Origin of the sequence: Streptomyces sp. NPDC007264, from assembly GCF_042869095.1 — a bacterium.
Taxonomy (GTDB): domain Bacteria; phylum Actinomycetota; class Actinomycetes; order Streptomycetales; family Streptomycetaceae; genus Streptomyces.
On sequence record NZ_JBIAFD010000006.1, the window covers coordinates 258,449 to 279,665 of the forward strand.

17 protein-coding genes and 1 pseudogene are annotated in these 21,217 nt (G+C 72.8%); 6 read left to right on the top strand and 12 right to left on the bottom strand.

The window, feature by feature from the left end; genetic code table 11:
• Positions 1-84: 84 nt before the first annotated feature.
• Positions 85-723: an RNA-binding S4 domain-containing protein gene (locus ACFYMU_RS12610; RefSeq protein WP_388372233.1), complete on the top strand. Its 639-nt coding sequence runs from the start codon at positions 85-87 to the stop codon at positions 721-723.
• Positions 724-790: 67 nt separating this feature from the next.
• Here ACFYMU_RS12610 and ACFYMU_RS12615 read toward each other — a convergent pair whose 3' ends face one another.
• The 3 genes from ACFYMU_RS12615 to ACFYMU_RS12625 form a co-directional block, all read right to left on the bottom strand.
• Complete coding sequence (locus ACFYMU_RS12615) at positions 791-1,237, bottom strand: DoxX family protein (RefSeq protein ID WP_388371941.1); 447 nt, start codon at positions 1,235-1,237, stop codon at positions 791-793.
• Positions 1,238-1,372: 135 nt separating this feature from the next.
• The gene (locus ACFYMU_RS12620) at positions 1,373-2,053 is read right to left on the bottom strand and encodes a class I SAM-dependent methyltransferase (protein ID WP_388371943.1); all 681 of its coding nucleotides are present in this window, start codon (positions 2,051-2,053) and stop codon (positions 1,373-1,375) included.
• 137 nt (positions 2,054-2,190) lie between these two features.
• On the bottom strand, positions 2,191-3,177 hold the full coding sequence (locus ACFYMU_RS12625; protein WP_388371945.1) for an acyltransferase domain-containing protein: 987 nt from the start codon (positions 3,175-3,177) through the stop codon (positions 2,191-2,193).
• Positions 3,178-3,288: 111 nt separating this feature from the next.
• On the opposite strand from ACFYMU_RS12625, the gene ACFYMU_RS12630 reads away from it, so the two are divergent.
• The gene (locus ACFYMU_RS12630) at positions 3,289-3,558 is read left to right on the top strand and encodes a DUF6343 family protein (protein ID WP_388371947.1); all 270 of its coding nucleotides are present in this window, start codon (positions 3,289-3,291) and stop codon (positions 3,556-3,558) included.
• A 54-nt stretch (positions 3,559-3,612) separates the two neighbouring features.
• On the opposite strand, the gene ACFYMU_RS12635 is transcribed toward ACFYMU_RS12630, so the two are convergent.
• The 5 genes and pseudogenes from ACFYMU_RS12635 to rpsA all read right to left on the bottom strand — a co-directional run bounded on the left by ACFYMU_RS12635 (position 3,613) and on the right by rpsA (position 7,777).
• A complete protein-coding gene (locus ACFYMU_RS12635; protein ID WP_388371949.1) occupies positions 3,613-3,996 on the bottom strand; it encodes a tetratricopeptide repeat protein in 384 nt (127 codons plus the stop codon).
• A gap of 50 nt (positions 3,997-4,046) precedes the next feature.
• A complete protein-coding gene (coaE, locus tag ACFYMU_RS12640) occupies positions 4,047-4,655 on the bottom strand; it encodes a dephospho-CoA kinase (RefSeq protein ID WP_388371951.1) in 609 nt (202 codons plus the stop codon).
• Between the two features lie 91 nt (positions 4,656-4,746).
• On the bottom strand, positions 4,747-5,685 hold the full coding sequence (locus tag ACFYMU_RS12645) for a PAC2 family protein (protein WP_388371953.1): 939 nt from the start codon (positions 5,683-5,685) through the stop codon (positions 4,747-4,749).
• A gap of 217 nt (positions 5,686-5,902) precedes the next feature.
• Positions 5,903-6,074 (bottom strand): annotated as a pseudogene (locus ACFYMU_RS12650) (amino acid oxidase); the annotation flags it as partial.
• Positions 6,075-6,286: 212 nt separating this feature from the next.
• Positions 6,287-7,777, bottom strand: a complete 1,491-nt coding sequence (rpsA, locus tag ACFYMU_RS12655; protein ID WP_388371955.1) for a 30S ribosomal protein S1 — start codon at positions 7,775-7,777, stop codon at positions 6,287-6,289.
• Between the two features lie 349 nt (positions 7,778-8,126).
• Between rpsA and ACFYMU_RS12660 the strand changes: the two genes are divergently transcribed.
• The gene (locus tag ACFYMU_RS12660) at positions 8,127-8,987 is read left to right on the top strand and encodes a class I SAM-dependent methyltransferase (RefSeq protein WP_388371957.1); all 861 of its coding nucleotides are present in this window, start codon (positions 8,127-8,129) and stop codon (positions 8,985-8,987) included.
• 175 nt (positions 8,988-9,162) lie between these two features.
• Complete coding sequence (gene hrpB / locus ACFYMU_RS12665) at positions 9,163-11,670, top strand: ATP-dependent helicase HrpB (protein WP_388371958.1); 2,508 nt, start codon at positions 9,163-9,165, stop codon at positions 11,668-11,670.
• Here hrpB and ACFYMU_RS12670 read toward each other — a convergent pair.
• From ACFYMU_RS12670 to ACFYMU_RS12680, 3 genes are all read right to left on the bottom strand, one after another.
• A complete protein-coding gene (locus ACFYMU_RS12670; RefSeq protein WP_388371960.1) occupies positions 11,660-12,652 on the bottom strand; it encodes a DUF3068 domain-containing protein in 993 nt (330 codons plus the stop codon). The genes hrpB and ACFYMU_RS12670 overlap by 11 nt on opposite strands.
• Before the next feature lie 70 nt (positions 12,653-12,722).
• Positions 12,723-12,857: an SPW_0924 family protein gene (locus tag ACFYMU_RS12675; protein ID WP_388372235.1), complete on the bottom strand. Its 135-nt coding sequence runs from the start codon at positions 12,855-12,857 to the stop codon at positions 12,723-12,725.
• A gap of 169 nt (positions 12,858-13,026) precedes the next feature.
• Complete coding sequence (locus ACFYMU_RS12680) at positions 13,027-14,745, bottom strand: lytic transglycosylase domain-containing protein (RefSeq protein WP_388371962.1); 1,719 nt, start codon at positions 14,743-14,745, stop codon at positions 13,027-13,029.
• A gap of 270 nt (positions 14,746-15,015) precedes the next feature.
• On the opposite strand from ACFYMU_RS12680, the gene ACFYMU_RS12685 reads away from it, so the two are divergent.
• Positions 15,016-15,873 carry a DUF4184 family protein gene (locus ACFYMU_RS12685; RefSeq protein ID WP_388371964.1) on the top strand — a complete coding sequence of 286 codons (858 nt, stop codon included), beginning with the start codon at positions 15,016-15,018 and terminating at the stop codon, positions 15,871-15,873.
• A 151-nt stretch (positions 15,874-16,024) separates the two neighbouring features.
• On the opposite strand, the gene polA is transcribed toward ACFYMU_RS12685, so the two are convergent.
• The gene (polA, locus tag ACFYMU_RS12690) at positions 16,025-18,751 is read right to left on the bottom strand and encodes a DNA polymerase I (RefSeq protein WP_388371965.1); all 2,727 of its coding nucleotides are present in this window, start codon (positions 18,749-18,751) and stop codon (positions 16,025-16,027) included.
• A gap of 134 nt (positions 18,752-18,885) precedes the next feature.
• Here polA and ACFYMU_RS12695 point away from each other — a divergent pair, with 134 nt between their 5' ends.
• Positions 18,886-21,165 (top strand): FdhF/YdeP family oxidoreductase, encoded by a 2,280-nt coding sequence (locus tag ACFYMU_RS12695; protein WP_388371967.1) that lies wholly within the window; start codon positions 18,886-18,888, stop codon positions 21,163-21,165.
• The last annotated feature ends 52 nt before the right edge of the window (positions 21,166-21,217 follow it).

Here is a 21,217-nt window from a genome sequence, read left to right on the forward strand (position 1 = left end):
GCGGGCGGCGAGGGACGCGGGACGGGCGCGGGCGGCGAGGAACGGGAGACCGGCGCACGTGGCACGGTCGGCCCGCAGGCCGGCATCCCGCGGAGCGGCGGGCCCGCGTCCGAGGACACCGAGACCGCCGAGCCCGGGGCGGAGGACGCGAAGATCGCCGCCGCTGCGGCAGCCGCGGCGGCGGCCGGGCCGTCGAACGGCGAGAGCGTGCGCATCGACAGCTGGATCTGGGCCGTGCGGCTGGTGAAGACGCGCTCGATCGGCGCCACCGCGTGCCGGGGCGGGCATGTGCGGGTGAACGGCGAGCGTGTGAAGCCCGCGTACTCCGTGCGGGTCGGGGACGAGGTGCGGCTGCGGCACGAGGGCCGGGAGCGGGTCGTCGTGGTCAAGCGGCTGATCCGCAAGCGGGTGGGGGCTCCCGTGGCCGTTCAGTGCTACATCGACAACAGCCCGCCCCCGCCGCCCCGCGAGGCCGTGGCCCCGGCGGGCATCCGCGATCGCGGCCTGGGCCGCCCCACCAAGCGGGACCGCCGTGAGATGGAGCGTCTCCGCGGTCTGGGAGCGGCCCCGGGCAGCCCGTCCGGTGGCCTCGGTGGCGGCCACGGCGCTCCCTCGGGGCCGACGGGCCAGGGCCGTTCGGGCGGGCAGGGACGGCCGGGAAGGCAGGGGCGGCCGGGAGGGCGGGGCCGGTCGGACGGCCGGAACGGTCCCGGCGGGTTCTGACCGCGGGCGGCCGCAACCAGGCCGGGGCGGGAGACCGGGCGCCGGAGCGCCGGGCCCCGGTGCCCGGCTATGCCCGGCGGCGCAGCAGGCGCACCAGGTCGGCGGTGCGGTGCCGTCGGGCCCACGCGATCACGGCCAGCGGAACGATGAGGATCAGCGGGGTCGCCGCGTACTGACCGTCGAAGACGGTGAGCTGGACGACGAACGCGCCCACCATCAGCGCGGACAGCGCCACCGCCGCGACCGACGCCAGCAGCGGGATCACCAGCGCGACGGCGCCGGCCAGTTCGAGCGCGCCGATGGTGTACATCCCCGCGCTCCCCCAGCCGATCTTGTCGAAGGACTCGGCGGCGGACGGGTTCGCGATCAGTTTGGGCAGTGCGCTGGCGACGCCGTAGAAGAGTGCGAGGACGATCTGCAGGGCGCGCAGCCAGATCTCGGCTCGCCGGCCGCGGCTGTGGCCGTGGGGCACCGACGGCGTGGCGGGGGTGATGCGCGGGGTGGTCTCGGACATGGGGCTCTCCTGGGGGAAGCAGGTGCTCGGTGCTGTCACAGAGGCAGACCCGCCGGCACGCCTCGACTCATCGCCTGCGCGCCGTTTTCTTTCCACGGGTTCGCCCGCCCCGGGGTCCCTGCCCCGCCGGCGCGATCACGTTCGCGGCACCGCCCTCACCCAGATCCGGTCCTCCGTGAGATACCGGTCCACCACGAGCCCGGCCTCCGCGAGCGCCTCCTCGAACTCTTCCCTGCTCAGCGCTCGGGACAGGAACGTCTGCGTCCAGGTCGCGTCCGGGAACTCGTACTCGACGTGCACCGAGTCGACCCCGTCCCCCACCGGTTCCCCGGACAGGATCCGTATCGTGAGGCCGCTCGGGTCGACCCGCTCGCGCGGTACGTTCGTGTGGTAGTCCTCCCCCTCGCGCTGGATCAGCACGCACCCGCCGTCCGCCACGTGCCGGGCGCACGCCCGCAGCAGGCCCCGCCGCACCTCGATGTCCCCCGCGTGCACGAGGAACGACGCGAGCATCACCACGTCGAACGTCTCACCGAGGTCGAGGACCTCGATCGGGCTGCATATCGTGCGTGCCCCGCGCACGTGCTCCAGCATCTCCGGCGACTCGTCCACCGCCGTGACCGTGAAGCCGCGCTCCAGCAGTGGGCGGGTCATCCGCCCGACCCCGCTGCCCAGCTCCAGAATGCGCGCGCCGGCGGGCACGGCCGCGGCGACGATGTCCGGCTCGTCCCCGACCGGTAGCCGCGTGTACAGCTCGACCGCGCAGCCGTCGGGCGTGATGGGGCCGGGCCCCGTCCCCTCGTGTCCTTCTCGCATGTTCGGGCTCATGTCCGTCCAACGGGCCGCCCGCAGCGCTCCGTTCCCCCTCCGTACTCACCCGATGGGGTGAAAACCGCAGGGAGGAGGGCACGCGGGGAACGGTCACGCGGAGGAACGGTCACGCGGGGGAACGGTCACAGCGCGAACCAGCCGTGTCCTCCGTACCAGTGCCCGCCCGCGCGCAGATGGTCCACCACGGCCCGCTCGACACCGCTCCGCCGGGGCAGCTCCGCCACCGCCAGATCCGGGTCGCCGAAGACGAACCCGACCGGTGCCCCGTCGTCGGGGGTGGTCTCCACATGGGCGAGTTCGAAGCGGTCCTGGAAGCGGATGATGTTGGAGTCGGCCGGCAGGTACCGCCTCAGCTGCGGATCCAGCAGCCAGGAGTGGCAGACGGCGATCTCGTGGCGCTCACCGGGATAGTGCCGGGCGAAGAACTCCCGGGCCAGCGCCAGGGACCGCTCGCAGGCGGACGGCGACAGCGGGCCCCGGAAGTCGGGAATGTGCAGGCTCAGACAGGCGTCACCGGGTCCCGACCCGTGGCCCGCGGCGGCGACCGCCCGCCCGGTGCGCCGCCCCAGCCGAGCGCGCTGGAACTGCAGCCGCCCCAGCTGGAACAGCTCCCCGTGGAACGGCAGCGCGATCCACCAGGGGAACAGCAGCCCAGGGGTGCCGCACCGCCGGCGGTGCACCGCGACGTGCCGTCCGAGATCGGCGAGCGTGCGCCGGGACACCGCGTCGGACACTCCGCGCTCCCGGTGGTAGGCGCGCACGTGCGGCAGCGCCGCGACGAAGAGGTACACGTGGAAGAGCCGCCCGAGCTCCCCCGCCGACTCGGGGAACGGCGGCGGCTCCCAGCTCCGTCCGATCTCCCCCATGTCCCGCACGAAGCGGGTGAGGCACCGCGCCAGCAGCGTCATCGCCTCGGTGTCCCGCCCCAACCGGGCGCGCAGCGCGACGAGCTCGTTGATGTCCTCGTGGGGCACGGACAGGTCGAGCAGGACGTCGGGGAGCTCGTCCGCGTCGGGCAGGACGGCCTCCGCGGGCGCCTCCCCCTCGCTCTCGAGGTCCCTCAGCCATGCGGCGACCCTCGCGTCCGCCCGCAGCGCCTCCAGCAGCACCCTCGCCTCCCCCGTGGGTCCGGCCGCCGCCCTGTGTGCGGTGCACGGATCCCGTCGCCGTGTCGTGGTGAACCTGCACCCCGAAGAGTACGTTTGCCCGTAGGAGCGGTGATGGCGATGCGCACCGGCAGTGAACCGACGACCGCGCGCAGTGCCCTGCGGGCGCGGATGTGGCTGAGCGTGTGGGGACTGCTCTGGGCGGCCTTCGGAACGGTCGTGTTCTCGCTCGTCGGACGGCCCGGCTGGGCCGCGGCGTGCGGCGTGCTGTGGCTGGTCGTCGCCACGGACATGACCATGATCGTGCGGCATCTCCGTCAGGGCCCCCACTGGCAGCCGGGCCCCGACATCCCGCCGTACCCGCCGCCGGATCGCCGCCCCTAGTCCTGGTCGGGACACGTGTGCGTGTGCGGCACCCAGCCGTGGCCCGGGCACGGCCTACCGGGCGTCGAAGCGCGCCGCCTTCAGGTACCGGGGATTCGGATCGAGCGCGGCGGCCAGCCGGAAGTGCCGTCTGGCCTGCTCCGGCCGCGCCTGGCGCTCGTAGGTGCGGCCCAGCGCGAAGTGCGCGAAGGCGTTGTCCGGCTCGCGCTCCAGCACGATGCTGAACTCCAGTTCCGCGGGACGCAGTTGCGCCGCGGCGAAGAAGGCACGCGCGCGCAGCAGCCGCGCGGCCGTGTTCTCGGGGTGGGCCGCTATCACTCCGTCGAGCAGTTTCACCGCACCCCGCGGGTCTCGTGCGGCGAGCAGCTGCTCCGCGGCACGGAAGTCGATGACATGCGTCTCCGGCGTACGTCCGGTCGAATCGCTGGTCTCGGCCACGGCAGAGTCCTTCCCTTGCTGCGGGGATTCAACGCCCCCGGCCGCCACCGCTATTCCTGTGCCCGGTGGGCTCTTCGCGCGAGATCCGCCCATACGTCCCTCACGCGCCGCTCCAACTGCTCCAAGGGCACGTCGTTGTCGATGACGATGTCCGCGATCGCCAGGCGCTTCTCGCGTGCCGCCTGCGCGGCCATGCGCGCGCGTGCGTCCTCCTCGGTCATACCGCGCAGGCGGACGAGCCGGTCGAGCCGGGTGGCGGGGCTCGCGTCGACGACGACCACGACGTCGTAGAGGGGGGCGAGTCCGTTCTCGGCGAGCAGGGGGACGTCGTGGACGACCACCGCGTCCTCGGCCGCGGCGGATTCCAGTTCACGGGAGCGGGCGCCCACCAGGGGGTGCACGATCGCGTTCAGGGTGGCGAGCTTCCCGGGGTCGGAGAAGACCAGGGAGCCCAGCCTGGGGCGGTCGAGGCTGCCGTCCGGCGCGAGGACGTCCTCCCCGAAGGCCTCGACGACCGCCGCGAGCCCGGCTGTTCCGGGCGCGACGACCTCGCGCGCGATGCGGTCCGCGTCGATCAGCACGGCTCCGCACTCCACGAGCAGCCGTGACACCTCGCTCTTGCCGGCACCGATACCGCCGGTCAGGCCCACCTTCAGCATGACGGGAAGCCTACGGCCTGCCACCGGCACCGCGGCAGGCCGTGCGTCAGGCGGACCGCTCGCCCGGCCCGGGCGAGCGGTCCTCGGGCGGTCAGCCCTCGCCCTCGCGTTCCGCCAGGAAGCGCTCGAATTCCTGCCCGATCTCGTCCGCGGACGGGATCTCGAGGGGCTCGGCGAGCATGTTGCCCCGCGTCTCGGCGCCCGCGGCGGCGTCGTACTGGTGCTCCAGACCCTGCACGAGCGCCACGAGTTCCTCGTCGCCCTCCCTGATCTGCCGGTCGATCTCCGTCTGTGTGCGGTACGCCTGCGTGCGCAGCGCGTGCGCGGCGTCCGGCAGCACCAGTCCCGTGGCGGCCGTGACGGCCTCCAGGACCGTCAGCGCGGCGTCCGGGTACGCGGAGCGGGCGATGTAGTGCGGGACGTGCGCGGCGACGCCCAGGACGTCGTGTCCGGCCTCCATGAGCCGGTACTCGACCAGGGCCTCGGCGCTGCCGGGGACCTGCGCCTCCTCGAAGGGGCTGCGGTGCCCGGGAACGAGGTCGCTGCGGTTGCCGTGCGGGGTGAGGCCCACCGGGCGGGTGTGGGGCACGCCCATCGGGATGCCGTGGAAGTTCACGGCCAGGCGGACGCCGAGCCGCTCCACGATCTGCCGGACGGCCACGGCGAAGCGCTCCCACTCCACGTCCGGCTCGGGGCCGGACAGCAGCAGGAAGGGCGCCCCCGTGGCGTCCTGGACCACGCGTACGTCGAGGCTGGGCTCCTCGTAGCCGGTCCAGCGGTCGCGCCGGAAGGTGAGCAGGGGGCGCCGGGCGCGGTAGTCCACGAGCCGGTCGTGGTCGAAGCGGGCCACGACCTGCTGGGGAAGTGCGTCGAGGAGCCGGTCCACGATCTGGTCGCCGGTCTCGCCTGCGTCGATGTATCCGTCGAAGTGGTAGAGCATGACAAGGCCGGCCGACTCCTGGGCGAGCGCCATGTCGACGACGGCCAGGCCCTTCGGCTCCCATGCGTACAAACCCTGCGGATCAAGCACTGTGACCGCTCCTCCTCGTGTCCGTACTGCTCAACAGGCCCCGGACCGCGGGCATTCCCCGCCGCGCCCCGCGCGCAGGACCGATGCCACGCTCGGCCCGGCGGGCGGTGCACCGATGCCTACGACGCCGGCACGCGCGCGTGGAGCGCGGTCACCGCCTTACGGGCGGAGGCGAACGCGCCGTGCTGCCAGGCGTCGGTCGGCACGTCGCCAGGGGGATACCGCCCCCGATGACGACGACCTTCGCTGCGGCGCGGCCGGTGAGCGTGAAGTCGCTCGGCTTCGGTGCGCGGAAAGGCGGTTCGCGCCGGGCCGCCTCGTCGGCGGGGGCGAGGCCGAGCGCGGGGAAGCCTGTCAACTGCCTGTTGCGCACCGCCCGTTGTTCGCATGTCGCCCGTGTTTCCCTCCCCGCACACCAGGGTGCGGGCAGCCGCCTCGACGCCCCTCCGGCGCGCACCACGGCACCACGGCACCACCGCCCGGGACACGACTGCGGGCCCGCACCCCGAAGGGTGCGGGCCCGCAGTCATCGGCTCACACAGCGGCGGTGAGACTCCCGGAGGGAGACCTCAGCTCGCGATGAGGCTCCCGGCGGGGGACCTCAGCTCTGGCCGCCGGCCAGCTTCTCGCGCAGGGCCGCCAGGGCCTCGTCCGAGGCGAGCGCACCGGAGTTGTCGCCACCCTCGGAGGAGTACGAACCGCCGGACGCGGCCGGAGCGGCGGCCTCGCCACCCTCGGCGGCCGCGGCGGCGTCCGCCTCGCGGGACTTGATGACCTGCTGCTGGTGCTGCTCGAAGCGGGTCTGCGCCTCGGCGTACTGGTGCTCCCACTCCTCGCGCTGCTTCTCGTAGCCCGGCAGCCAGTCGTTGGTCTCCGGGTCGAAGCCCTCGGGGTAGATGTAGTTGCCCTGGTCGTCGTAGGACGCGGCCATGCCGTACAGGGTCGGGTCGAACTCGACCGAGGCCGGGTCGGCACCGAAGGACTCGTTGGCCTGCTTCAGGGACAGCGAGATCCGGCGACGCTCCAGGTCGATGTCGATGACCTTGACGAAGATCTCGTCGTTGACCTGGACGACCTGCTCCGGGATCTCCACGTGGCGCTCGGCCAGCTCGGAGATGTGGACCAGACCCTCGATGCCCTCGTCCACGCGGACGAACGCACCGAACGGCACGAGCTTGGTGACCTTGCCCGGCACGACCTGACCGATCTGGTGGGTGCGCGCGAACTGCTGCCACGGGTCTTCCTGGGTCGCCTTCAGCGACAGGGAGACGCGCTCGCGGTCCATGTCGACGTCGAGGACCTCGACGGTGACCTCCTGGCCGACCTCGACGACCTCGGAGGGGTGGTCGATGTGCTTCCAGGACAGCTCGGAGACGTGGACCAGACCGTCGACGCCACCCAGGTCCACGAAGGCACCGAAGTTGACGATCGAGGAGACCACACCGGAGCGGACCTGACCCTTCTGCAGGGTCGTGAGGAACGTCTGGCGGACCTCGGACTGGGTCTGCTCCAGCCAGGCACGGCGGGACAGGACCACGTTGTTGCGGTTCTTGTCCAGCTCGATGATCTTGGCCTCGAGCTCCTTGCCGACGTACGGCTGAAGGTCGCGGACGCGGCGCATCTCGACGAGGGAGGCCGGAAGGAAGCCACGGAGGCCGATGTCGAGGATGAGACCACCCTTGACGACCTCGATGACGGTACCGGTGACGATGCCGTCCTCTTCCTTGATCTTCTCGATCGTGCCCCAGGCACGCTCGTACTGGGCGCGCTTCTTCGAGAGGATCAGGCGGCCTTCCTTGTCCTCCTTCTGGAGGACGAGGGCCTCGATCTCGTCGCCGACGGCAACGACCTCGTTCGGGTCGACGTCGTGCTTGATCGAGAGCTCGCGGCTCGGGATGACACCTTCGGTCTTGTAACCGATGTCGAGCAGGACCTCGTCCCGGTCGACCTTCACGATGACGCCGTCGACGATGTCGCCGTCGTTGAAGTACTTGATCGTCTCGTCGATCGCCGCGAGGAAGGCTTCCTCGTTACCGATGTCGTTGACCGCTACCTGCGGGGTGGTGGCGGTGGTCTCGGTGCTGCTCGTCATGTGGGAAAGGGCTCCGGTACGGACATTGAAGTCGTAGGCACTGCTTACGCCGGGAGCCCGTTTCGCTCTGCAGAAGCCGGACAGCCAAGGAAGCGCCACTTTGGGACACCGTGCCCGATGGCGCCTCGACAACCGAGGGGACATACAACAGATGCGAGCGCAGCCTGCTACGTCTGAGGTGCGCAGGCCCGCAGCGCAACTTGTAGCATACGGGGGCAGCCGGACAGGGTCAATGCGCGAAGAGGCACAGCAGGGGCGGATCGCCGCATTCCCGGCACAAGACCTTACGCGGCACCACCCGTTCACCGGACAACGGTACGGGGCGGCGCCGGTCCGCGACACCTGTTCCGTGACACCGCCGAGACGGTTCGGACGGAAGATTACGACGAGGGAGCCGATCATCCAAGAGCCCGAACAGTTCGAACCGGAAGCCACCCGGCGTCCGGCCGACGTCACGGAGAGTTCCCGGGCCAGCCGGGGATGGTGGGACCGGAACGCGGACGAGTACCAGACCGAGCACGGCACGTTCCTCGGGGACGACCGCTTCGTATGGTGCCCCGAGGGCCTCGACGAGGTCGAGGCCGAACTGCTCGGCCCGCCGGAGGAGCTCAAGGGCAAGGACGTGCTGGAGATCGGCGCCGGCGCGGCGCAGTGCTCGCGCTGGCTGGCCGGCCAGGGAGCCCGCCCGGTGGCCCTGGACCTCTCCCACCGGCAGCTCCAGCACGCGCTCCGCATCGGCGGTGCGTTCCCCCTGGTCCAGGCCGACGCCGGTGCGCTGCCCTTCCCGGACGGCTCCTTCGACCTGGCGTGTTCCGCGTACGGGGCGCTGCCGTTCGTCGCCGACCCGGTCCTGGTGCTGCGGGAGGTGCACCGGGTGCTGCGGCCGGGGGGCCGCTTCGTGTTCTCGGTGACGCATCCCGTCAGGTGGGCCTTCCCGGACGAGCCGGGGCCCGAGGGGCTGTCGGTGTCCGCCTCCTACTTCGACCGCACGCCCTACGTCGAGCAGGACGAGCGGGGCGGGGCCGTCTACGTCGAACACCACCGGACGCTCGGCGACCGGGTCCGGGACATCGTGGCGTCGGGTTTCCGGCTCGTGGACCTGGTCGAGCCGGAATGGCCCGACTGGAACACGTCGGAGTGGGGCGGGTGGTCACCCCTGCGCGGCGGGCTGATCCCGGGCACGGCGATCTTCGTGTGCGAGCGGGACTGAGACGGATGCGAGCGGGCTGAGACGGACGGCCGCACGCGGGCCCGGGCGGTGACGGCCGCACACAGGGGCGAGACGGTGCACGGCCGCACACGGGCCGGAGCGGTGCACGCCCGCACACGGGGGCGAGGCGGTCGCGGCGGGCCGGCGGCCGGGGGGCGCCTGGAACACTGGTGCGGTGATCCGCCACGACGACCTCGGCCGCCTTCCCGTCCGCACCGCCGTCCCCGCTCTCCGGAGCGCCCTGGACGAGCGGGGTGTCGCGGTGCTGTGCGCGCCGCCCGGTACCGGCAAGACCACGCTCGTGCCGCTGGTCCTCGCCGGACTCGTCGGCGGCGGACCGGCACGGCGTGTGGTGGTCGCCGAGCCGCGCCGGATCGCCGCGCGGGCCGCGGCGCGCCGGATGGCGTGGCTGCTCGGGGAGAGGCCGGGCGGCAGCGTCGGGTACACCGTGCGCGGCGAGCGGGTGACCGGGCCCCACGCGCGCGTGGAGGTCGTCACGACGGGTGTGCTGCTGCAGCGCCTCCAGCGGGACCAGGAGCTGACGGCCGTCGACGTGGTCGTGCTCGACGAGTGCCACGAGCGGCACCTGGACGCCGACACGGTCGCCGCCTTCCTCCTCGACGTGCGGGAGACCCTGCGGCCGGAGCTGCGGCTGGTGGCGGCCTCCGCGACGACGGACGCCGACGGCTGGGCGCGGCTGCTGGGCGGGGCACCGGTCGTCGAGGCGGACGGCGTCCCGCACCCCGTCGAGGTGGTGTGGGCGCCGCCCGCCCGTCCCCTGCGGCCGCCCCACGGGTTGCGGGTGGACCCGGCGCTGCCGGCGCATGTGGCGGCGGTGGTGCGGCGGGCCCTGGCCGAGTGCGAGGGGGACGTGCTGTGCTTCCTGCCCGGGGTCGGGGAGATCGCCCGGGTGGCGGAGCGGCTCGGGGACCTGGGCGGCGTCGAGGTGCTCCAGGTGCACGGGCGGGCGTCGGCGGCCGCGCAGGACGCGGTGCTGTCCCCCGCCGCCGCGCGGCGCGTGGTGCTGTCGACGGCCGTCGCGGAGTCGTCGCTGACCGTGCCCGGGGTACGGGTGGTCGTCGACTCCGGGCTGGCACGCGAGCCGCGGGTGGATCATGCGCGGGGGCTGAGCGCCCTGACGACGGTACGGGCCTCGCAGGCGACGGGGCGGCAGCGCGCGGGCCGGGCCGGTCGTGAGGCGCCGGGCCGGGTGTACCGCTGCTGGTCCGAGGCGGAGGACTCCCGGCTGCCCCGCTTCCCGGCGCCGGAGATCCGGCTGGCCGATCTGACGGCGTTCGCCCTGCAGGCGGCGTGCTGGGGCGACCCGGACGCGTCCGGCCTTGCGCTCCTGGACGCGCCGCCGGGCGGGGCGATGGCGGCGGCGCGGTCGGTGCTGACGGCGATCGGTGCGGTGGACGCGGCGGGCCGTGCCACCGGGCGGGGCACGCGGATGGCCCGGCTCGGCCTGCATCCACGGCTGGCCCGGGCGCTGCTGGACGCGGCCCCCGAGGTCGGCACCGAGCGGGCCGCCGAGGTGGTCGCCCTGCTCAGCGAGGAGCCGCCGCGGGAGTACGGGGACGATCTGGCGGCGGCGTGGCGGGCGGCCCGGCGCGGGGGCGACGCGTACGCGGCCCGCTGGCGGCAGGAGGTGCGACGGCTGCGGACGGCGGGCGGCCCGTCCCGCGACGCGGTGGGGGGCCTCCGGGCCCCGGACGACCAGGTCGCGGGGCTCGTCGCCGCCCTGGCCTTCCCCGAGCGGCTGGCGCGGGCCGACGGGGGTTCGTACCTCATGGTGAACGGCACCCGCGCCGAACCGGGGGCCGGGTCGGGCCTGCGCGGCGCGTCCTGGCTCGCCGTCGCGGTCGCCGACCGGCCCGTCGGGGCGGGGCACGCGCGCGTGCGGCTCGCGGCGACCGTGGACGAGGGCGTGGCACGCCGGGCCGGCGCGGCGCTGCACTCCGAGGCGGACGAGGTCCGCTGGAGCGGAGGGGACGTCGTGGCCCGGCGCGTGGAACGGCTCGGGGCCGTGGAGCTGGCGGTGCGGCCGCTGCGGGCTCCCGCGCCCGCACGCATGCGGGAGGCGCTTCTCGACGGGCTGCGGCAGGAGGGGTTCGGGTTGCTGCGGTGGTCCCCTGAGACCCGCGTGCTGCGTCAGCGCCTGGCCTTTCTCCGGCTGCGTCTGGGCGAGCCGTGGCCGGACGTCTCCGACGACGCGCTGCACGCACGCGTGGACGGATGGCTGGAGCCCGAGCTGAGCCGCGCCCGGCGGCGCGCCGATCTCGCACGGATCGACGCCGGAGAGGCCCTGAGCCGGCTGCTTCCCTGGGCCTCCGGGGACGCCGTCCGCCTCGACGGACTCGCCCCCGAGCGGATCACCGTGCCCAGCGGGTCCAGGATCCGGATCGACTACGCCGACCCCGAGCGGCCCGTCCTCGCCGTCAAGCTCCAGGAGATGTTCGGGCTCCAGGAGTCACCCCGCGTCGCCGGTGTGCCCGTCCTGGTGCATCTGCTCTCTCCCGCCGGACGGCCGGCCGCCGTCACGGCCGATCTCGCGTCCTTCTGGCGGGACGGCTACCGGGCCGTGCGGGCCGAGCTGCGGGGCCGGTACCCCAAGCACCCCTGGCCCGAGGACCCGGCCGGCGCGGAGCCGACCCGGCACACCGCCGCGCGCCTCAGGCGGTGACCGGCTCCGGCTCCACGGCATCGGCGGGTGCCGGATCGCCGGGACGGCGGCCGCGTGCCTCCAGCCAGAGGGACAGGGACAGCAGGCAGGCGCCCAGCACGAGGAAGCCCCACGGGAGGTAGGACGTCAGCATGAGGATCAGCAGGCGGTTGTGCTCGACGAGCGCGACCGTCGACCGGATGTAGTCCTCGCGCATCTTCACGTGTCCGGCGAACGCCGTGACCCGGTCGCGGTCCCCCAGGAGGGTGCCGCCGCGCAGCTCCTCCTTGTGGATCTCCTCGCCGTAGACGGGCGCGCCGGTCACGGGTTCGACCCAGAACCTGCGGACCGTGGTGTACCAGCGGGTGGTGCCCGTCCTGGCGACCGACTCGGGGGTGATGCCCTGGACGGGCATGGTCCTGGGGAAGGGGACCTTGGTCCAGGGCACGGTCTGCTCGAAGTAGTAGACCTTCACACCGCGGAAGGTCCGTGTGCCCCGGTAGTGGATCGGGGACGTGGTGCGCGTCTGCGCGTCGAAGTACTCGTAGTCCCTCTTCTGCGTCAGGAACGGCCACTTGAACTCGATGCCGGCGCGGCGGACCGGGTCGCCGTCGACCATCTCGCCGGTGGCGTGGACGGGGTCCTGGCTGTGGGCGTCGAAGATGTAGCGCTCGGGGATGCGGGAGACCATCTTGCCGTCCGGCCCCTGGACGTAGGACAGGCCGTCCCAGACGACGACGTCCCGGCCGGCCGTCTTCTCGATCTTCTCCGATGCCTCCACGTCGCCCTTGAGGGTCTGCACGATGGTGACCCCGGGGACCGTGCGTGCCTTCATGGTGCCGTAGTCGAGCAGGGTGGCGTCCTTCGCCTCCAGGACCACCGCCTGGTACTGGTTCGCGGGGATCTTGGCCAGGCGCGGGAAGGCGTACCAGCGCAGCAGCGGGGACAGCGCCGTGAAGAACACGGCGAAGGCGAGCAGGATCAGGCTGGCCTTGCGGCGCATCTCGGCGTCCTCCCTGTGCGTACGGTACGAATGCCCGGCCCCCTGCGGCGCGTCTTCCGGACCTGGTGGGTCACGGATGGCTGGGGACCGTCGTCAGCAGCGGTTTCGGGGAGGTCGTGCCGGACGGTGAGCCCATGGCCGTCATGGTGAACACCAGGGCGAGCGCCACCGCGAGACCGATCGCGGCTGCGACGAGGGCGCGCATACGGGCCTCCCCGGGCCGGAGCCAATGCATCTGATACATCGTCAGGTCCGGCACCGTAGCAACGGGCGCGCGAGATGAGAACACGTCGTACGCACAGTCGCACACACGACGGCGGCGCCCCTCCGGCGTGGAGGGGCGCCGCCGTCGTGTGCGGGCGGGTGGACAGGGCCTAGGAGGTGGAGCCCGCCGAGGGTGCGGGTGACGGCGTGGTGGTGGCCGCGGCCACCGTCAGTTCGACCGTCAGGGTGGCGCCGCCCGCGGTGCTGACACGCAGCAGGAACGTGCCCGTCGCGTCGTCGGCGTACAGCTTCGGGAGCTTCAGCAGCCCGTCGGCGTCGGTCGTCAGGCCCGTGAGGGTGCGCACGGTCTTGCCGTCGGCGTCCTTGAAGTAGGGGCCCTTGTCGTTCTCGGTCGGATCGTCGGCCGACTTGACGAGGGTCGCCGTGGCCGCGACGCCGTCCGCGACGGCGCCCTTGTACGTCGCCTTCACCTCGACCTGGTCGGCGAACTCACCGCCCGGAGTGCAGGTCAGCGGGGTGTCACCGGTGCGCGCGAGGGCGTCGGCCCGGCGCTCGGTGACGGTCGCCGTGTAGGCGACGCCGCTGACCGTACGGCCCACCACGAGGGCGCGGACCGTGAAGGTGCCGGTCTTCTCGCCGGCGACGAGCGCGGGCGCGGTCGCCTTGCCCGTGCTGTCGGTGACGACCGCCGCCACCTTCTCGCCGCCGGTGAAGGCGGCGTCCGTGTCGCCGCTGATCACGAATCGGACGCGGACCTTCGGCACGACCTTGCCGGCCTCGGTCACGGCCTTCACCACGATGTCGTGGTCGAACGTGTCACCCGCCATGGCCGAGAGCCTGCCGGTGCCGCCGTCCGCCAGGTGGTCCACGGTGTCGGTGCCGGTGGGGGGCGGCGTCGGCGGTTTGGTGGGCTTGTCGGGCGAGGACGGGGGCGGGCTCGGCTCGGCGGGTCCGCCGGTGCCGGGCTTCGCGGGCTTCCTCGGCGGCCGGGTGGGCCGGGGTTCCGGGACGGAGGTGTCGTCGCTGCGGTGCGAGGGCAGCGCGCCCGTGCCGTCCGGGATCGAGTGGGAGCCCTTGCGGTAGTACTCGTACCAGGACAGAACGGTGTTCAGGTACGCCTGCGAGTTGTTGTAGCCCAGGACGGCCGCGTTCATGTCGGCCTGGACCGACAGGTCGCGGCCCGCGCGGCACAGGTAGTGGGCGGCGGCGAGGGCCGCGTCGTAGACGTTGTTGGGGTCCTTGATGCCGTCGCCGTTGCCGTCGCGGCCCGCCCAGGACCAGGTCGAGGGGATGAACTGCATGGGGCCGACCGCTCGGTCGTGGGTGCTGTCGCCGTCGTAGGCACCGTGGTCGGTGTCCTTGATGTCGGCGAAGCCGTTGCCGTCGAGGACCGGGCCGAGGATCTTCGAGTAGGTCGTGCCGTTCGCGTCGACCCGCCCGCCACGGGCCTGGCCGGACTCCACCTTGCCGATGGCGGCGAGCAGTTCCCAGGGCAGGTTGCAGCCCGGCTTGGACTGCCGGATCTCGGCCGCGGCCTTCTTGTAGGCGTCGAGGACGGTGGCGGGTATGCCGCCCTCACCGGGGGCGCCGGTGGTGGGGCCCGTGCTCGCACGGGGCGGGTCGGTGGGGCTGTTGAGCGGGGGGAGATCGGTGTAGTAGCCGCCGTTTCCGGTGGCGGTGTCCTCGCCGCCCCCGCCCGTGCCGTTGTCGTCGGCGCCGGGCGTGGCCTCCGCGCCGGTGGTCCGTCTGCCCTGGTCGTCGGTGGTCACTCCCGGAGCCTGGGACGCGGCCAGAGCCGCGACCGCAGCCGCGGCCACCGCTGTGGTTGCCGCCCCCTTGCGCAGCCTCCTGCCGAAATGCGCCGCCATTGAGCGAATCCCTCCCGTCGACGACCCTGCGTGTGCGGTTGTGCTGTGCTCTCCGTCCGGCCGTTCCCGGCGCGGCGACCAAGTGACCCTACGACAACTTCCGTTGGCCGGGCACCCGCGGGTGCCCGGTTTTCACCAGGTGGCCATGTGGCCTTGGCCGGGACGTGGAGCCGAATGGAGCGCCTCACCCTTTTCCTGCGTCCCTCATACTGAGACGTCTGTGATCGCCGGGCGGTTGTACCCGGTCAGTTTCCGCCGCGGGGGGCCGACTTGCCGTTCACTCTCAGTCATGCCGCAGCCGTGCTCCCGGCCGTACGCCGGGACGGGTCGGGCCGCGGGCGACTGGTGCCCGCGGTCCTCGTCGCGGGTTCGTTCGCGCCCGACATGACCTACTTCGCGGCGAGCGTGGTGTCCGGGGCGATGGAGTTCGGCACGGTCACGCACTCCTTCGCCGGGGTGTTCACGGTCGATGTGCTCATCGCGTGGGCCCTGGCCGGGGCGTGGCTGGTGCTGCGGGAGCCGCTGGTGGCGCTGGTGCCGCGAGCGGTGCGGGGGCGGGTCGCGGTCCTGGTGCGCTGTGGCGCACCGCGGCGACGGCTCTCGCCTTCGCTGGCCGTCCGATGGTACGTCTCGGCGGCGCTGGGCGCGCTGACGCATGTCGTGTGGGACGCGTTCACACATCACGACCGCTGGGGGATGCGGCTGTTCCCCGTGCTGGGGCGGGAGTTCGCCGGCGCGCCGCTGTTCTGGTACCTGCAGTACGGGAGTTCGGCCGGGGCGGCCGTGGGGATCGCGGTGTTCGTGACGCTCGCACTGCGGCGGACACCGGCCGGCTCGACCGGGGCGCCGGGGGTGCCGGTGCTGTCGCGGGCCGACCGGTGGCTGGCGGGCGCGGTGATCGCCGGATGTGCGGTGGTGGGGGCGGTGCAGCGGGCGTCGCGCTGGTGGGAGTACTGGGGTGCGACCGCGAAGCCGTGGGAACTGATCCCGACGGTGTGCTTCGGCTCGGGCGCGGGTCTCGTCGTCGGGCTGGCGCTGTACTCGGCCGGGGTCAGGGGGTGGCGTCCGACCACGGCCGGCCATGACCGGGCGGACACCGAACCACGTCGGCCGGTGCCTCGCCGCTGACCCGCCACCCCCGCTGACCGCTCAGGCGGCGCGCCCCCGGAGGACACCGCTGTCGTGCCCTCCCGCCCCGATCCGTGTCGTCCGGGGCCCGCCACCGAGCGCCTGTCCGGAGCGGGCCGGAAGGCGACGGCGGCCTGACGGTGCGGAGGCCCTAGTGCGCCGCCGATTCCCAGTCCTCGCCGGCGCCCACCGAGACGTCCAGCGGTGCCCTGAGGCGGACGGCGTCCGCCATCTCGCGGCGGACCACGTCCTCCGTCCTCTCGCGCTCGCCCGGGGCGATCTCCAGGACGATCTCGTCATGGACCTGGAGGAGGATGCGGGACCTGAGGCCGGCCTCGCGCAGGGCCCGGTCCACGTGCAGCATGGCGATCTTGACGATGTCCGCTGCCGTGCCCTGGATCGGTGCGTTCAACGCCATGCGTTCCGCCATCTCGCGGCGCTGGCGGTTGTCGCTGTTGAGGTCGGGCAGGTAGCGGCGGCGGCCGAAGAGGGTCTCCGTGTACCCCGTCGCCCTCGCCTCGTCCACCACGCGGCGCAGATAGTCCCGTACTCCGCCGAACCGCTCGAAGTACGTGTCCATCAGGGCACGGGCCTCCACCGCCTCGATGTTCAGCTGCTGGGACAGGCCGAACGCCGACAGGCCGTACGCCAGTCCGTACGACATGGCCTTGATCTTGCGCCGCATCTCCGCGTCGACCGCAGAGCGCCCGACGCCGAACACCTGGGAGGCGACCGTGGTGTGCAGGTCCTCGCCGGAGGTGAACGCCTCGATCAGGCCGTCGTCCTCCGACAGGTGTGCCATCACCCGCAGTTCGATCTGGCTGTAGTCGGCCGTCATCAGGGATTCGAAGCCGTCGCCCACCACGAAGCCGCGCCGGATCGCCCTGCCCTCGTCCGTCCGCACCGGGATGTTCTGCAGGTTCGGGTCCGTCGACGACAGTCGGCCGGTCGCCGCGACCGTCTGGTTGAACGTGGTGTGGATCCGGCCGTCCGCGGCGATCGTCTTGATCAGGCCCTCGACCGTGACCCGCAGCTTCGCCTGCTCCCGGTGGCGCAGCATGATCACCGGCAGCTCGTTGTCCGTCTGGGTCGCCAGCCACGCCAGCGCGTCGGCGTCCGTCGTGTAACCCGTCTTGGTCTTCTTCGTCCTGGGCAGGCCCAGCTCGCCGAAGAGGACCTCCTGGAGCTGCTTGGGCGAGCCCAGGTTGAACTCGTGCCCGGCCGCCGCGTACGCCTCCTTCACCGCCTGCTGGACGGCGCCCGCGAACATCTGCTCCATGGCCTCCAGATGCGCCCGGTCCGCCGCGATGCCGTGCCGCTCCATGCGGGCGAGCAGCGCGGAGACGGGCAGCTCCATGTCACGCAGCAGGTCCGCCGCGCCGACCTCCCGCAGCCTCTCCTCGAACGCCTGGCCGAGGTCGAGGATGGTGCGGGCCTGGATCATCAGCGCCTCGGACTCGGCGCCCTCGTCCGTCCCGAAGGCGAGCTGCCCGTCGGCCGTGGCCGCCGGCGCCAGCTCCCGGCCCAGGTACTCCAGCGACAGCGTGTCCAGTGCGAAGGTGCGCCGGCCCGGCTTGACCAGGTACGCGGCCAGTGCCGTGTCCATGGTCACGCCCTCGACGGACCAGCCGTGCTCGGGGAAGACCCGCATCGCGCCCTTGGCGTTGTGCAGCACCTTCGGCCTGGCGGGATCGGCGAGCCACTCCGTGAACGCCCTCTCGTCCGCCTCGTCCAGCTGCGTCGGGTCGAACCAGGCCGCCGCCCCGTCGGCCGCGGCGAGCGCCACCTCGGCGACCGCGCCCGTGCCCAGCGCCCATGCGTCGACCGTGGCCAGGCCCAGGACCTGCAGGCCGTGCTCGGCGAGCCACGGCTTCAGTTCGCCGGCGCCCAGCACCGCCCCGTCCAGCTCGACGCCGTCGAGCACCGGACCCGCCGTCTCGGCCTCCTCCGTGCCCGGGTCGACGGCCATCAGCCGCTCCCGCAGCGACGGATTGCGGATCTCCAGGGTGTCCAGGACCACCGCGACGGCCTTGCGGTCGTAGGCCGCGCGCTCGAGGTCCGTCACCGTCCTCGGCAGCTCGACGGTGCGCACCAGTTCCGTCAGCCGGCGGTTCATCTTCACCGACTCCAGGTGGTCGCGCAGGTTCTGCCCGGCCTTGCCCTTCACCTCGTCGACGCGCTCCACCAGGTCCGCGAACGAACCGAACTGGTTGATCCACTTCGCGGCCGTCTTCTCCCCCACCCCGGGGATGCCCGGCAGGTTGTCCGAGGGGTCGCCGCGCAGCGCCGCGAAGTCCGGGTACTGCGCCGGCGTCAGCCCGTACTTCTCGAGGACCTTCTCCGGGGTGAAGCGGGTCAGCTCCGAGACGCCCTTCGTCGGGTACAGCACCGTCGTGTTCTCGGTGACCAGTTGGAAGGAGTCGCGGTCCCCGGTGACGATCAGCACCTCGAAGCCCTCGGCCTCGGCCTGGGTGGCGAGCGTGGCGATGACGTCGTCGGCCTCGAACCCCTCGACCGCGAAGCGCGGGGCGTGCATGGCGTCCAACAGCTCGCCGATCAGCTCCACCTGGCCCTTGAACTCGTCCGGGGCCTTCGAGCGGTTCGCCTTGTACTCCGTGAACTCCTCGGAGCGCCAGGTCCGGCGCGAGACGTCGAACGCCACCGCGAAGTGCGTGGGCGCCTCGTCGCGCAGCGTGTTCGCCAGCATCGACGCGAAGCCGTAGATCGCGTTCGTCGGCTGGCCCGTCGCGGTCGTGAAATTCTCCGCGGGCAGCGCGAAGAACGCGCGGTACGCCAGTGAGTGCCCGTCCATGAGCATCAGCCGGGGACGGCCGCCGCCTGAGGTCTGCTCGGTCTTCTTCGATGCTGTCTCTGCCACGCCCCCGATCCTGCCACGCCCCACTGACAGCGGGAGCCGCCCGCGAGCGGCGGGACCGGGCGGGGGGCATCGACGGTGGCCCGTGCGAGGATCGGAGACGCAGCTCACACGTGCACGCGAAGGGGAGAGCCGACATGGCCAGCAAGCCGCCCAAGGGTGACCCGGTCCAGGACGCTCCGCAGGTCGCCGAACCCCGGCACGCGGCCGCGGGCCTGCCCGCCGTCGGGCACACCCTGCGCGTCGCCCGGCAGCAGATGGGCGTGCGCCGTACCGCGCTCACCCTCCTGCGCGTCAATCAGAAGGACGGCTTCGACTGCCCGGGCTGCGCCTGGCCCGAGCCCGAGCACCGGCACACGGCGGAGTTCTGTGAGAACGGCGCGAAGGCGGTCGCCGAGGAGGCCACCCTGCGCCGGGTCACCCCCGAGTTCTTCGCCGCGCACCCCGTGGCCGATCTCGCCACCCGCAGCGGCTACTGGCTCGGCCAGCAGGGCCGTCTGACCCGTCCCATGCACCTCCCGGAGGGCGGCACGCACTACGAGCCCGTCACCTGGGAGCGCGCCTTCGACATCATCGCCGAGGAGATCGCCGCGCTCGGTTCCCCCGACGAGGCGGTCTTCTACACCTCGGGCCGCACGAGCAACGAGGCGGCGTTCCTCTACCAGCTCTTCGCCCGCGAGCTGGGCACCAACAACCTGCCCGACTGCTCGAACATGTGCCACGAGTCCTCCGGCTCCGCGCTCTCCGAGACGATCGGCGTCGGCAAGGGCAGCGTCCTCCTGGAGGACCTCCACAAGGCGGACCTGATCATCGTGGCCGGGCAGAACCCGGGCACCAACCACCCGCGCATGCTGGCGGCCCTGGAGAAGGCCAAGGGGAACGGCGCGAAGATCATCAGTGTCAACCCGCTGCCCGAGGCGGGCCTGGAGCGCTTCAAGAACCCGCAGACCCCCCGGGGCATGCTCAAGGGCGCGGCCCTGACCGACCTGTTCCTGCAGATCCGCCTCGGCGGGGACCAGGCCCTCTTCCGTCTCCTGAACAAGCTGGTCCTCGAGACGGAGGGCGCGGTCGACGAGGAGTTCGTGCGCGAGCACACGCACGGCTTCGAGGAGTTCGCCGAGGCGGCCCGCGCCGCCGACTGGGACGAGACCCTCGCCGCGACGGGACTCACCCGCGCGCGGATCGAGGAGGCCCTCGGCATGGTCCTGGCCTCCCGCCGCACCATCGTGTGCTGGGCCATGGGCCTCACCCAGCACAAGCACTCCGTCCCCACGATCCGCGAAGTCGTCAACTTCCTCCTGCTGCGCGGCGACATCGGCCGCCCCGGCGCGGGCGTGTGCCCCGTGCGCGGTCACTCGAACGTGCAGGGCGACCGCACCATGGGCATCGTCGAGCGCCCCGCGCCCGCGTTCCTGGACGCCCTGGAGAAGGAGTTCGGGTTCGCGCCGCCGCGCGAGCACGGCTACGACGTCGTACGGGCCATCCGCGCCCTGCGCGACGGCGAGGCGAAGGTCTTCTTCGCGATGGGCGGCAACTTCGTGTCCGCCTCCCCCGACACCGAGGTGACCGAGGCCGCCATGCGCCGCGCCCGCCTCACCGTGCACGTCTCGACCAAGCTGAACCGCTCGCACGCGGTCACCGGCGCGCGTGCCCTGATCCTGCCCACCCTCGGCCGCACCGAGCGCGACCTCCAGGGCGGCGGCGAGCAGTTCGTGACGGTCGAGGACTCCATGGGCATGGTGCACGCCTCACGGGGCCGGCTGGAGCCCGCGAGCCCCCACCTGCTGTCCGAGCCGGCCATCGTGTGCCGTCTGGCCCGCCGCGTGCTCGGCGCGGGCAGCACGGTGCCCTGGGAAGAGTTCGAGAAGGACTACGCGACCGTCCGCGACCGCATCGCACGGGTGGTCCCCGGCTTCGAGGACTTCAACGCGCGCGTGGCCCGCCCCGGCGGCTTCGCGCTCCCTCACGCCCCCCGGGACGAGCGCCGCTTCCCGACGGCCACCGGCAAGGCCAACTTCACGGCGGCCCCCGTGGAGTACCCGAAGCTGCCGGAGGGCCGGCTGCTGCTGCAGACCCTGCGCTCGCACGACCAGTACAACACCACGATCTACGGCCTGGACGACCGCTACCGCGGCATCAGGAACGGCCGCCGCGTCGTCCTCGTCCACCCCGAGGACGCCCGCGCGCTGAACGTCGCGGACGGCTCGTACGTCGACCTGGTCAGCGAGTGGCACGACGGCGTCGAGCGCCGGGCGCCCGGCTTCCGTGTCGTGCACTACCCCACCGCCCGCGGCTGCGCCGCCGCCTACTACCCCGAGACCAACGTCCTGGTCCCGCTCGACGCCACCGCCGAGACCAGCAACACCCCCGCCAGCAAGTCCGTCGTGGTCCGCCTGGAACAATCGGCCACCGACTGAGCGTTTGCTCAGCGACCAGCCGAGTGACCGATCATATGAACGGAGCCGTACC